Annotated in this window: 8 protein-coding genes; 6 read left to right on the plus strand and 2 right to left on the minus strand. The window is 69.3% G+C overall.

The window, feature by feature from the left end; all coding sequences use genetic code 11:
* Positions 1-43: 43 nt before the first annotated feature.
* Positions 44-2,731, minus strand: coding sequence for a transglycosylase domain-containing protein (locus tag ACGF3I_RS12550; RefSeq protein WP_393130989.1), 2,688 nt, complete (start codon positions 2,729-2,731; stop codon positions 44-46).
* Between the two features lie 375 nt (positions 2,732-3,106).
* Between ACGF3I_RS12550 and ACGF3I_RS12555 the strand changes: the two genes are divergently transcribed.
* From ACGF3I_RS12555 to ACGF3I_RS12570, 4 genes are all read left to right on the plus strand, one after another.
* The gene (locus ACGF3I_RS12555; protein WP_188276669.1) at positions 3,107-3,790 is read left to right on the plus strand and encodes a PadR family transcriptional regulator; all 684 of its coding nucleotides are present in this window, start codon (positions 3,107-3,109) and stop codon (positions 3,788-3,790) included.
* A gap of 50 nt (positions 3,791-3,840) precedes the next feature.
* Entirely contained in the window at positions 3,841-4,923 is a 1,083-nt protein-coding gene (locus ACGF3I_RS12560; protein ID WP_365438994.1) for an inositol-3-phosphate synthase, read from the plus strand.
* Between the two features lie 81 nt (positions 4,924-5,004).
* On the plus strand, positions 5,005-6,273 hold the full coding sequence (locus tag ACGF3I_RS12565) for an MFS transporter (RefSeq protein ID WP_393130992.1): 1,269 nt from the start codon (positions 5,005-5,007) through the stop codon (positions 6,271-6,273).
* Positions 6,274-6,377: 104 nt separating this feature from the next.
* Positions 6,378-6,851, plus strand: coding sequence for a hypothetical protein (locus ACGF3I_RS12570; protein ID WP_393130994.1), 474 nt, complete (start codon positions 6,378-6,380; stop codon positions 6,849-6,851).
* A 285-nt stretch (positions 6,852-7,136) separates the two neighbouring features.
* Here ACGF3I_RS12570 and ACGF3I_RS12575 read toward each other — a convergent pair whose 3' ends face one another.
* Positions 7,137-8,579 carry a CCA tRNA nucleotidyltransferase gene (locus ACGF3I_RS12575; protein ID WP_393130996.1) on the minus strand — a complete coding sequence of 481 codons (1,443 nt, stop codon included), beginning with the start codon at positions 8,577-8,579 and terminating at the stop codon, positions 7,137-7,139.
* Positions 8,580-8,772: 193 nt separating this feature from the next.
* On the opposite strand from ACGF3I_RS12575, the gene ACGF3I_RS12580 reads away from it, so the two are divergent.
* Positions 8,773-11,100, plus strand: coding sequence for a DUF6049 family protein (locus ACGF3I_RS12580; RefSeq protein ID WP_393130998.1), 2,328 nt, complete (start codon positions 8,773-8,775; stop codon positions 11,098-11,100).
* Positions 11,101-11,145: 45 nt separating this feature from the next.
* Entirely contained in the window at positions 11,146-13,314 is a 2,169-nt protein-coding gene (gene murJ, locus ACGF3I_RS12585; RefSeq protein ID WP_393131000.1) for a murein biosynthesis integral membrane protein MurJ, read from the plus strand.
* The last annotated feature ends 17 nt before the right edge of the window (positions 13,315-13,331 follow it).

Consider the following 13,331-nt stretch of genomic DNA (forward strand, 5'->3'; position numbering starts at 1 on the left):
GTGTTTCACGTGAAACACCACCCCCCGTCGTCGTGCGACCGCGTTATCCGCCGGTGCCGCCGAACCAGCCGCCACCGGGGCCGGCGCCGCCGGGACCACCGCCCGGTTTCGATCTGCTGGGCGACGGGCTCGGGCTCGGACCGCCGTCCGTGGCGCCGTCCGTCTGGCCCTGATTGGTGCTGCCGGCCGTTTCCTCGCAGGTCCAGTCCCACTTGCTGCAGGAGCGGCTCGGGGTCGGGGACGGGGTCAGCGAGGGGGTGACCGACGGCTTGGCGGACGGGGTGGGCGAGGGAGTGGAGCTCGGCGTCGGGGACGGCGTCGGGCTGGGCGACATGCCGCCGCCGTAGACCTTGTCGCCGATCTTCTCGGGCGCCGGGAAGGACTCGGCGGCCATGTTGCCGAGCGCCTGCTCCATGTAGTCGTGCCAGATGGTCGAGGGGAACGACGCACCGTGGATCTTCTTCTGGCCGCCCGTCCCGAACATCTTCAGGAACTCGCGCTTCTTACTGGTCTCGTTGTCGTCGAGGCGGTACATGCCGACGGCCGTCGAGTACTGCGGGGTGTAGCCGACGAACCACGCCGACCGGTTGCCGTCGGTGGTACCGGTCTTGCCGGCCACCTGGCGTCCGCTGAGCTTGGCGTTCGTGCCGGTGCCCTTGTCGACCACGCCCTTCAGGACGTCCGTGACGTTGTTGGCGACGGCCGCGGGGAAGGCGCTCTTGGACTCGTCCTTGTGCTTGTAGATCGAGTTCCCGTCCTTGCGCACCTCGGTCACCGAGTACGGGTCGCGCTGCGTGCCGCTGGCCGCGAACGTGGCGTACGCCCCGGCCATGCGGATCGCGCTGGGGGACGAGGTGCCGATCGAGAACGAGGGCACGCTGGAGGAGGCCATGCTGGTCTTGTTGTCGCGCAGCCCCGCCGCCATGGCGGCCTGCTTCACCTTGTCGGTGCCCACGTCCATGCCGAGCTGGACGTAGGGGGTGTTCACCGACTCCTGCATCGCGTAGCGCAGGTCGATGGCGTAGCTCGGCGGGTTGTAGGACTCGTTGCCGTCGTTGGTCTGGAGCCACTCACCGCCGTTCTCGTCCTTCCAGACCGTCCCGTCGTAGTTCTTGATCCGCAGCTTGTTCTTGCCGCTGTAGATGCTGTCCGGCGAGACGGGCGTGCGGGACGAGTCGCCCTGTGAGGCGGGCTTGCCGGGGTCGCGCTTGCCGTACTCCATGCCGGCGGCGAGGACGAACGGCTTGAACGTCGAGCCGACCTGGGCACCGGTCTCATCGGCGTTGTTCGTGAAGTGCTTGGTCGCGTCGTCGCCGCCGTAGATGGCGACGATGGCCCCGGACTTCACGTCCACCGAGGCGGCACCGAACTGGACGAAGGTGTCCTCGGGCCGCTTCTTCGGGTCGATGTTCTTGTCCCGGACCTTCTTGATGACGCCTTCCATCTCCTGGACCTTCTTCTTGTCGAAGGTCGTGTAGATCTGGTAGCCGCCCTTGGCCAGGTCGATGTCGGGGTTGCTGTTCTTCGCGGACGCCTGGGCGAGGGACACCAGGTAGCCGATCTGACCGCCCAGGTTCGCGTTCTTCTTGGGCTTGTCGGGCATCGGGAACGCCTTGTACTTCGCGCGCTCGGCGGCGTCCATGTGCTTGTCCTTGACCTCCTGGTCGAGGATCCAGCCCCAGCGCTCGGTGGCGTTCTTGGTGTTCTGCTCGGCGGTGGCCGCCGGGTCGATCTCGGGGGCGCCGGCCGGGTCGAAATAGGTCGCGCCCTTGAGCAGCGAGGCGAGGAAGGCGCACTGGCTCGGATCGAGGTCCTTGGCGTCCTTGCCGTAGTAGGTGCGAGCCGCGGCCTGCAGCCCGTAGGCACCGCGGCCGTAGTAGGCGGTGTTCAGGTACCCGGCCATGATCTCGCTCTTCTTCTTGGTCGCACCGACCTTGATCGAGATGAAGAGCTCTTTGAACTTACGGGTGATCGTCTGCGACTGGTCGTCGAGCCGGGCGTTCTTCACGTACTGCTGCGTGATGGTCGAACCGCCCTGCGTCTGGCCGCCCTTGGCCATGTTCAGGAGCGCCCGGGCAATGCCCTGGGGATCGACGCCGCTGTCCGTCTCGAAGGTCTTGTTCTCGGCCGAGATGACGGCGTACCGCATCGCCGCCGGGATCTGCTCGTACGGGATGATCTGGCGGTTGACCTCACCGCCGGTGGCGACCATCTGGGTGCCGTCGGCCCAGAAGTACACGTTGTTCTGGGCCTGCGCGGCCTTGGCCACCTGGGGCACTGCCACCATGTAGTACGCCACGCCGATGAAGGCGATCAGCAGACCGAGGCAGCCCAGGCAGCACGCGCTGACGAGCTTCCAGGACGGCATCCAGCGGCGCCACCCCTGCTTGCCGAACCGCGGGTAGTCGATGAACCGCTTCTTGCCGGGCCGGTCGCCGCCCGCACCGCCACGGCCCGTCCGCCGTCCGGGGCCCTGGGGCGGCGGTCCCGCGCCGTCCGGGCCGCGCCTGCGACCACCGCCGCGCTGGGCCCGGCGCGCCTGGGCCCGCCCGCCGTACGCGGGCTCGTCCGCGGGCGAGCCGTGGGAACCGGACGGCGAGTGCGCCGGAGAATCCTGGGATCCGGCCGTCGGCCGGGCCGCTCTGCGCCCGGAGGGCTGCTGCGCGGCGCGCCGGGCCGCGGCACGTCCACCGCCCTGGGGCTGCGGCGGTTTGCGACGGTGCTCGCTCATCGAACGACTACTCCTCGGGCAGGCGAGAGCGCCTGGAAACGGCAGCTGATTTCCTGTCCCCCCGGTGCACGCGGCGGCCCCCCGAAGGACACGGCCACGCTGCATCCCGTGTGCCGATGGCGCTGAACGCGCCGACGCCCCCTGACGTCACTCGGCACACAGTGATCTGCATGGCGCACAGACTACGCACGCGCAAAACCTCCCTAGGGCCGAAGTTCACCCCAAATCAGGCAACTTACTGCCTGTGAATCGAGGATGTGACGCCGTTCACCACGGCTCCTCTTGTCGCAGCCGCGACTCCGCTCTATCGTGCTGATGTATCGAGTCGATACATCAGCACGGCATAAAGGTCCCTGACGACCGAGGAGGCGAAGGATGAGCAGGCGCTCCGGCATCCTCGAATTCGCCGTACTCGGGCTGCTCCGCGAGGCTCCGATGCACGGTTACGAGCTGCGCAAGCGGCTCAACACCTCGCTGGGAATCTTCCGGGCCTTCAGTTACGGGACCCTCTATCCCTGCCTCAAGACGCTGGTCGCGAGCGGCTGGTTGATCGAGGAGCCGGGCAGCGCTCCCGAGGACGCGCTCGCCGCTTCACTCGCAGGGCGCCGCGCCAAGATCGTCTATCGGTTGACGGCGGAAGGTAAGGAGCACTTCGAGGAGCTGCTCTCCCACACCGGCCCCGACACCTGGGAGGACGAGCACTTCGCCGCCCGTTTCGCCTTCTTCGGCCAGACGGAGCGAGAAGTGCGGATGCGCGTGCTGGAAGGTCGTCGCAGCCGGCTGGAGGAGCGTCTCGAGAAGATGCGCGCCTCTCTGGCCCGTACGCGCGAGCGCCTGGACGACTACACGCTTGAGCTGCAGCGCCACGGCATGGAATCCGTGGAGCGCGAAGTGCGCTGGCTGAACGAGCTCATCGAGAGCGAGCGGGCGGGACGGGATCAGCGATCCGGCCCCGCCACCGGCTCCGCTCAGCAGGACCACACATCAGGAGAGACGGGCGGCCTGCCCCGGCACCGGGACAGCACCCGGCCGGATCCGTCCGAGGACACCGCCAACTGAAGGCCCTGCGTACGCAGGACTTCGAAGAGATCGAACAGGGAGCAACCGGAATGGGTTCGGTTCGCGTAGCCATCGTCGGCGTGGGCAACTGCGCCGCCTCGCTGGTGCAGGGCGTCGAGTACTACAAGGACGCCGACCCGGCCACCAAGGTCCCGGGTCTGATGCACGTCCAGTTCGGCGACTACCACGTCGGTGACGTGGAGTTCGTCGCCGCGTTCGACGTCGACGCCAAGAAGGTCGGCCTCGACCTCTCGGACGCCATCGGCGCCAGCGAGAACAACACCATCAAGATCTGCGACGTCCCGAACAAGGGCGTCACGGTCCAGCGCGGCCACACCCTGGACGGTCTCGGCAAGTACTACCGCATGACCATCGAGGAGTCCGCCGAGGCTCCCGTGGACGTCGTGCAGGTCCTCAAGGACAAGCAGGTCGACGTTCTGGTCTGCTACCTGCCGGTCGGTTCCGAGGACGCCGCGAAGTTCTACGCGCAGTGCGCCATCGACGCCAAGGTCGCGTTCGTCAACGCCCTCCCGGTCTTCATCGCCGGCACCAAGGAGTGGGCGGACAAGTTCACCGAGGCGGGCGTCCCGATCGTCGGCGACGACATCAAGTCGCAGGTCGGCGCCACCATCACGCACCGCGTGATGGCGAAGCTGTTCGAGGACCGCGGTGTCCGTCTTGAGCGCACCATGCAGCTCAACGTCGGCGGCAACATGGACTTCAAGAACATGCTCGAGCGCGACCGCCTCGAGTCCAAGAAGATCTCGAAGACGCAGGCCGTCACCTCGCAGATCCCGGACCGCGACATGGGCGAGAAGAACGTCCACATCGGTCCGTCGGACTACGTGGCCTGGCTGGACGACCGCAAGTGGGCATACGTGCGCCTCGAAGGCCGTGCCTTCGGCGACGTTCCGCTGAACCTGGAGTACAAGCTCGAGGTCTGGGACTCCCCGAACTCGGCGGGTGTCATCATCGACGCCCTGCGCGCCGCGAAGATCGCCAAGGACCGCGGCATCGGCGGCCCGATCCTGTCGGCGTCCAGCTACTTCATGAAGTCCCCGCCGGTGCAGTACTTCGACGACGAGGCCTTCGCCAACGTCGAGAAGTTCATCAAGGGCGAGGTCGAGCGCTAGAGCTCGCACCCCCGAGAACGACCAAGGGTCCCCGTGCGCAGGTGCGTACGGGGACCCTCGTCATATGTGACGCTTGCTCACATGCCTGTCGTACGTGACCTCCGCGTGCTCCTGCGCCTGAAGCACTTCCGGAACCTGCTCGCCGTACGGCTGTTGTCCCAGGCCGCGGACGGCGTCTACCAGGTCGCACTGGCCACGTATGTCGTCTTCTCCCCCGAGAAACAGGCCTCGCCCGGCGCGATCGCCTCCGCCATGGCCGTGCTGCTCCTGCCGTACTCGCTCGTCGGACCGTTCGCCGGAGTACTTCTCGACCGCTGGCGCCGACGCCAGGTCTTCCTCCACGGCAACCTCCTGCGCGCCGTCCTCGCCGGCTGCACGGCGCTGCTCGTGCTCGCCTCCGCGCCCGACTGGCTCTTCTACGCCTCCGCGCTGGCCGTGACGGCCGTCAACCGCTTCGTCCTGGCCGGGCTCTCCGCCTCCCTGCCCCGCGTGGTCGACGCCGATCGCCTGGTCATGGCCAACTCGCTCTCCCCGACGGCCGGAACGCTGGCCGCCACCGCCGGCGGCGGGCTCGCCTTCGCCCTGCGCCTGGTCGTCGACGCCGACGCGGCGACCGTCGTGCTCGGCGCCTTCCTCTATCTCTGCGCCTCCCTCGCCTCACTGCGCCTTCCGCCGGGTCTCCTCGGACCCGACCCCGGGGCCGTACAGCCCGGGCTCGCCGCGGTGATCCGCTCCACGGTCCGTGGACTCGCCGACGGTGTACGGCACTTGAACCACCGCAGGCCCGCAGCCCGGGTCCTCATCGCGATGACGCTGATGCGGTTCTGCTACGGCGCGCTGACCGTCATGCTCCTGATGCTCTGCCGCTATGCCTGGGCCTCCGCCCCCGACCGGGACGCCGGGACCGGCGGCCTCGCACTCCTCGGACTCGCCGTCGGCATCTCGGGGGCGGGCTTCTTCGCGGCGGCCGTCATGACGCCGTGGGCCGTGGGGCGGCTCGGCCCGTACCGGTGGATCGTGGTGTGCTCGGCGACCGCCGCCGTGCTCGAACCGGCGCTGGGACTGCCCTTCGCCCCGGCGCCGATGCTGGTCGCCGCCTTCGTGCTCGGACTCGTCACCCAAGGAGCGAAGATCACCACCGACACGGTGATCCAGTCCACCGTCGACGACTCCTACCGGGGCCGGATCTTCTCCCTCTACGACGTCCTGTTCAACATGGCCTTCGTCGGCGCCGCCGCGGTAGCCGCTCTGATGCTTCCTCAGGACGGCCGCTCGCCCGCCCTGGTCCTCACGGTCTCCCTCATCTACGCAGCGGTAGCAGCGCTTATGACCCGTTTTCCGCGCGCCTGATGTCACATCGGGGACACAGAGTGGCCTGCGGTGTCGGCGTTGTCGTAGGCGCCCGCTAACTTACGGGCGTCATACATCGCCATCTTTTTAGGGGGACCCACTCCGTGACCACGCCGCCCCAGGGCCAGAACCCGTACGCCCAGAACCCGAACGCCCCGTACGGACAGCCCGGACAGCCCGGTCAGCCCGGCTTCCCCGCGCAGGGCGCGCCCTACCAGGGCGTCCCCATGGCCCCGCAGGGCACCCCCACCCGCAACAGCGGCAAGAAGGTGATCAAGGCCATCGGCATCGTCGTCGGCCTGGTCGTCATAGCCGGCGCCTGGTACTTCAACCACGACAGCGAGGACGCCAAGAAGCTGGCCGTGGGCGACTGCCTCTACAACAAGGGCACCGACGACAAGCCCGACATCCAGCAGGTGGACTGCACAGACTCCAAGGCCACCAACAAGGTGCTCAAGAAGAGCCCCGGCGCCAGTGTTCCGCAGCTGACCTGCCAGAACGTCACGGGCACCACGGCCGCCTTCACCTGGGACGAGAAGGGCAACTCCTTCACGCTCTGCCTGGGCGACGTGAAGTAACGCCACGGAAGCGGGGGGGGGGGGGGGGGGGGGGGGGGGGGGGGCCGGGGCGGCGGGGGGGGGGGCGGGCGCGCGCCCCCCCCCGCCCCAGGAGACAAGAAAGACCAGCCCCCCACCAACCCCAACGCCACGCCCCCCTACACCTGGCCCGCCACGGCCAACCCCTCCACGCTGGGCGGGGGCGCCGGCACTTAACCCCAGGCCTGGGGGGGGGGTTTTACCCGTCAAACACCGCCCCCGCTTCATGTCCGCGTCCGTCCGCCGTGTTTCACGTGAAACATGGCGTCAGCTCTGCGCCGCCCACCACTCCTTGAGTGCCGCGACCGCCGCGTCGTGATCCATGGGGCCGTTCTCCAGGCGCAGCTCCAGCAGGTGCTTGTACGCCTGACCGATGGCCGGCCCCGGGCCGATCCCCAGGATCTCCATGATCTGGTTGCCGTCGAGGTCGGGCCGGATCGAGTCGAGCTCCTCCTGCTGCTGCAGCTCCGCGATCCGCTCCTCCAGGCCGTCGTAGGCCCGCGACAGTGCGTTCGCCTTGCGCTTGTTGCGTGTGGTGCAGTCCGAGCGGGTCAGCTTGTGCAGCCGCTCCAGGAGCGGGCCCGCATCGCGGACGTACCGGCGCACCGCCGAGTCGGTCCACTCCCCGGTGCCGTACCCGTGGAAGCGCAGATGCAGTTCCACCAGCTTCGAGACGTCCTTGACCATCTCGTTCGAGTACTTCAGGGCGGTCATCCGCTTCTTGGTCATCTTCGCGCCGACCACCTCGTGGTGGTGGAAGGAGACCCGCCCGTCCTCCTCGAAGCGCCGCGTCCTCGGCTTGCCGATGTCGTGCAGCAGCGCCGCGAGCCTCAGCACCAGGTCGGGCCCGTCCTGCTCCAGGTCGATCGCCTGGTCCAGAACGGTCAGCGAGTGCTCGTAGACGTCCTTGTGGCGGTGGTGTTCGTCACTCTCCAGACGCAGGGCCGGCAGCTCGGGCAGGACGTGTTCGGCCAGCCCCGTCTCCACGAGGAGCCGCAGCCCGCTCTTCGGGTGCGCGGAGATCAGCAGCTTGTTCAGCTCGTCCCGGACGCGCTCCGCGGAGACGATCTCGATCCGGCCCGACATGTCCGTCATGGCGGAGACGACCTCGGGAGCGACCTCGAAGTCCAGCTGGGCGGCGAAGCGCGCGGCGCGCATCATCCGCAGCGGGTCGTCGGAGAAGGACTCCTCGGGCGTGCCCGGGGTGCGCAGCACCCGGGCGGCGAGGTCCTCGAGACCGCCGTGCGGGTCGATGAAGTCCTTGCGGGGCAGGGCCACCGCCATGGCGTTGACGGTGAAGTCACGCCGGACGAGGTCTTCCTCGATGGAGTCGCCGTAGGACACCTCGGGCTTGCGGGAGGTGCGGTCGTAGGCCTCGCAGCGGTAGGTCGTGACCTCGATCTGGTAGCCGTCCTTCTGGCAGCCGACCGTACCGAAGGCGATCCCGACCTCCCAGACCGCGTCGGCCCAGGGCCGCACGATCTTCAGGACGTCCTCGGGACGGGCGTCCGTGGTGAAGTCCAGGTCGTTGCCGAGCCGCCCCAGCAGAGCGTCCCGGACCGAGCCGCCGACGAGGGCCAGCGAGAACCCCGCGTCCTCGAATCGAAGGGCGAGGTCGTCCGCGACGGGGGACACCCGCAGCAGTTCGCTCACCGCGCGGCGCTGCACCTGGCTCAGTGCACTGGGATTGTCTTCATTGGCGTTCGGCACAACAGAAAAGGGTACGTGGCCCGGCCGACCGGGTCGTCACAGTTCAAGGCGGGACCCGGTGAATGGGCCCGGCCGTCGGTACGGCACTCTTCCGATCATGTGGAGCAGTCCGCGGCACTTCGCCACAGTCCGCCTCGTTACCATGCGTGGACGCAGCAACCGACAGCGACGACAGCGAGGGACGGGCGAGCGCGTGGCCGAGGCGGCAGATTCCCAGGGGATGACTCCCTCTCCTGCCCGCCGGTGGTTCCGGCGCACGGCGGCCCTGCTCGTCGGCGCCCCTCTGTTCGCGGGCCTGCTGTCCGCCACGGCCGCCCCCGCGGCGCACGCGGCCGAGGACGCGGTGAGCGGCCAGAGCGTCCAGGTGTCCCTCGACTCGATGGCCCCCAAGGCTCCCGTCAAGAGCGACACGCTGACGATCTCCGGGACGGTGACCAACAAGGGCAAGCAGGCCGTCACCGGCGCACATGTCGGCATCCGGATGGGACAGAAGCTGTCCGGGCGCTCGGCGATCGACGAGGCGGTCAACCACAGCGACTCCCCGTCCGGCAATGACGGCGCCGAGATCAGCGACGGTCCCACGGTGACCTTCGCCAAGCTGGACACGGGGATCAGCCAGGAGTTCACGCTCTCCGTGCCCGTCGCCAAGCTCGGCCTGGGCGACGACGGGGTGTACCAGCTCGGTGTGGCCCTCTCGGGCCAGACCGGGCACCAGCGGTACGACCAGGTGCTGGGCATCCAGCACACGCTGCTGCCGTGGCAGCCGGACGCCGTCGAGGGCAAGAAGAGCCAGCTCACCTTCCTGTGGCCGCTGATCTCCACGTCCCATCTGACGGCGCAGACGGGCTCGGACGCCCAGCAGACGCCGGTGTTCGCGGACGACTCCCTGGCCAGGGACATCGGCCCGGGCGGCAGGCTGGAGCAGATGGTTTCGCTCGGCAAGCAGCTGCCGGTGACCTGGGTGATCGATCCGGACCTGCTGGCGACCGTCGACGCCATGACCCGCAACTACAAGGTCAAGGACGGCGACACCCTGGTCAACGGCACCGGCCAGGACCTCGCCAAGGCGTGGCTGAGCGCGCTGGAAGCCGCGGTGCAGGGAGAGAAGGTCGTCGCGCTGCCGTTCGCCGACCCCGACCTGGCCTCGCTCGCCCACCACGGGCGGGACGTCCCCGGCTCGCTCGGCCATCTGCAGACGGCCACCGAGGTCGCGCAGAAGACCATCGACACGATCCTGCACGTGACCCCGACGGTCGACTACTCCTGGCCCGTGGACGGCGCCGTCGACCCCTCGATCGTCGACGTGGCCACCTCGGCCGGCGCGCACAACGTGATCGCACGCAGCGACAGCCTGCGCGACACCGCCCTGTCGTACACGCCCACCGCGGCCAGGCCCATCGGCGCAGGAGCCAACGCCCTGGTCGCCGACGCCCGGCTCTCCACCGCCTTCCAGGGCGACATGTCGATGGCGAACACGTCGACCCTCGCGGTGCAGCAGTTCCTCGCGCAGACCCTCGCGATCACCCTTCAGGACGCCGACAAGCAGCGCTCCGTCGTGGTCGCCCCCCAGCGGATGCCGACCGTCAGCCAGGCACAGTCGATGGCCGCCGCCCTGCACGCCCTCGACCCGCAGCGCTGGACCCAGCCGCTGGTCGACCTCACCGCGGCCGCCACCGCCAAGCCCGACCCGCTCGCCACCACGCGGGTGCCGGGCCCCGGCGCGTACCCCGACGCGCTGCGCCAGCAGGAACTGCCGCTCAACGCCTTCCAGGACATGAAGAACACCCAGGGCACCCTGGAGCGCTTCAAGGTCATCCTGACCGCCTCGGACCGGGTGGTCACGCCGTTCGGCAACGCGATCAACCGGGAGATGTCGACGTCCTGGCGCGGCAACTCGGGCGGCGCGCAGAACTACCGCTCCGGCGTGCAGCTGTATCTGAACGGCCTGGCCGACCAGGTCCACCTCATCCAGAAGTCGACCGCGACCATGTCGGGCCGCAGCGCGACCATCGCCGTCACCGTGCAGAACAAGCTGGTACAGGGCGTCGACCACCTGGTGCTGAGGATCCAGCCGAAGAGTCCCACCCGCCTCCAGCTGGGCGAGGACGGGGCCGCGATCGGCGAGCAGCCCGTGAAGGTGGACGGCGACCGCAGCCAGTCGGTCAAGTTCACCGCCACGGCCAACGCCAACGGCCCGGTGCCGGTGACCGCGCGGCTCTACACCGAGGACGGCACGCCGTACGGTGAGCCGATGGAGTTCACCGTCCAGGTCTCCGAGATCACGTCGACGGTGATGCTGGTCATCGCTGGCGGCGTCCTGCTCCTGGTGCTCGCCGGCATCCGGATGTACACCCACCGCAAGCGCGCCACGGCCCGCGACGAGGTGCCCGAGGACGGTGACGGTCCGGGCACGTCCAATGGTTCGGCGGACACCGATCCCGGGCAGCCGAGTGACCCGACACCGGACACCGGTCCGGAAAGCGGGGCCACACCCGGCCCGGGTGAGAAAGTGGACCATTGAGCTATGTCGTGGCCGGTCGGCCGGGGACGATGAGGTGGGGTAACCATGAACGCGCCGTACGACGGTGACCGTGGGCAGGGCAGTGGCAGCGGTGCCGCGCCCTCCGGGGACATGCCCCCGGCTCCCGCCCAGCCGGGCCAGATCCCGCCACCGCAGTCAGCGCCCGACCCGTACGTCCAGGACGCCTACGCCTACGACCCGTACCGGTCGCAGGACCTCTCCGCCCAGGACCCGGTGACCGAGGCGCTCTACGACCGCGCGGCACACCCGCCGCCGCCCCCCGGCACCTATGCCGAGCCGGCGCCGCTCTACCAGCAGCCCGCGGCCCAGCAGTACGCCCCCGATCCTCGGATCTGGGCGCAGACACCGCCGCCGGAACCCGAGGGCCCCTCGCGCCACCTGCCCTACGGCGACGACGCGCGGACCACGCAGTTCGTGGGTCTCGACGACCTCGTCACCCAGGCGGGTGACGAGGTGCCCGAGCAGGACGCGTTCGCACACCTCTACCGGGACCAGCAGCAGGCGGGCCAGCCCCCGGCCCCCGCCGCGCCGGAGCCGGTCCCCGCGCCGGTCCGCAAGCCGGCCGGCCGCGCCTCCAGCCTCATGAAGTCCAGCGCCATCATGGCCGCGGGTACCCTGGTCTCGCGTCTCACCGGCTTCGTCCGCAGCCTCGTGATCACCGCGGCGCTCGGTGCGGCGCTGCTCGGCGACACCTTCACCATCGCGCTCACCCTGCCGACGATGATCTACATCCTCACCGTCGGCGGCGGCCTGAACTCGGTCTTCGTACCGCAGCTGGTGCGCTCCATGAAGGACGACGAGGACGGCGGCGAGGCCTACGCCAACCGCCTCCTGACGCTCGTCATGGTCGCGCTCGGCACCATCGTCGCGCTCGCCGTCATCGGCGCTCCGCTGCTGATCCAGCTGATGTCGCCCACCATCGGCAACGACGCGGCCGCCAACAGCGTGGCCGTCACGTTCGCCCGCTACTGCCTGCCCACGATCTTCTTCATGGGCGTGCACGTGGTGATGGGCCAGATCCTGAACGCACGCGGCAAGTTCGGCGCGATGATGTGGACCCCGGTCCTCAACAACATCGTGATGATCTGCACGTTCGGCCTGTTCATCTGGGTCTACGGCACCTCCGCCGAGTCCCACATGGGCGTCCAGACGATTCCGCACGACGGCGTCAGGCTCCTCGGCATCGGCACCCTGCTCGGCCTGGTCGTGCAGGCCCTGGCGATGCTGCCCTACCTGCGCGAGACGGGCTTCCGCTTCCGGCCGCGCTTCGACTGGAAGGGCCACGGCCTCGGCAAGACCGTCAAGCTGGCCAAGTGGACCGTCATGTTCGTCCTGGCCAACCAGGCCGGCGTCATCGTCGTGACCCGGCTCGCCACGGCGGCGGGCAAGGAGTCCGGACGCTCCGGGGCGGGCTTCCTCGCCTACTCCAACGCCCAGCTGATCTGGGGCATGCCGCAGGCCATCATCACCGTCTCGGTCATGGCCGCGCTGCTGCCGCGCATCTCGCGCGCCGCCCACGACAACGACCCGGGCGCGGTCCGCGACGACATCTCCCAGGGCCTGCGCAACTCGGCGGTCGCCATCGTGCCGGTGGCCTTCGCGTTCCTCGCGCTCGGCGTCCCGATGTGCACCCTGCTGTACGCGTCGAGCGGCCTCCAGGCCGCGCAGTCCATGGGCTTCATCCTCATGGCCTTCGCGCTCGGCCTGATCCCGTACTCCGTGCAGTACGTCGTGCTGCGCGGCTTCTACGCGTACGAAGACACCCGCACGCCGTTCTACAACACGGTCATCGTGGCCGCCGTCAACGCGGCGGTCTCCGCCGTCTGCTACGTAGTGCTGCCCGCCCGATGGGCGGTCGTCGGCATGGCCGCCGCGTACGGCCTCGCCTACGCCGTCGGCGTCGGCGTGGCCTGGCGGCGGCTGCGCAACCGGCTGGGCGGCGACCTGGACGGCGCGCACGTGCTGCGTACGTACGCCCGGCTGTGCCTGGCAGCGGTTCCGGCCGCGGTCGTGGGCGGCGCCATCGGTTTCGCCCTGCTGAAGTTCCTGGGCGAGGGTGCGGGAGGATCAGTCGTGGCACTGGTCGTCGGCGGTGCCGCGCTGCTCGGGGTCTTCTTCGTCGCGGCCAAGCGGATGCGCATCGAAGAACTGAACGCGATGGTCGGAATGGTGCGCGGGCGGCTCGGCCGCTGAGGCCGGAGCCCCCGCAC

The organism is Streptomyces sp. NPDC048111 (assembly GCF_043202815.1).
Taxonomy (GTDB): domain Bacteria; phylum Actinomycetota; class Actinomycetes; order Streptomycetales; family Streptomycetaceae; genus Streptomyces.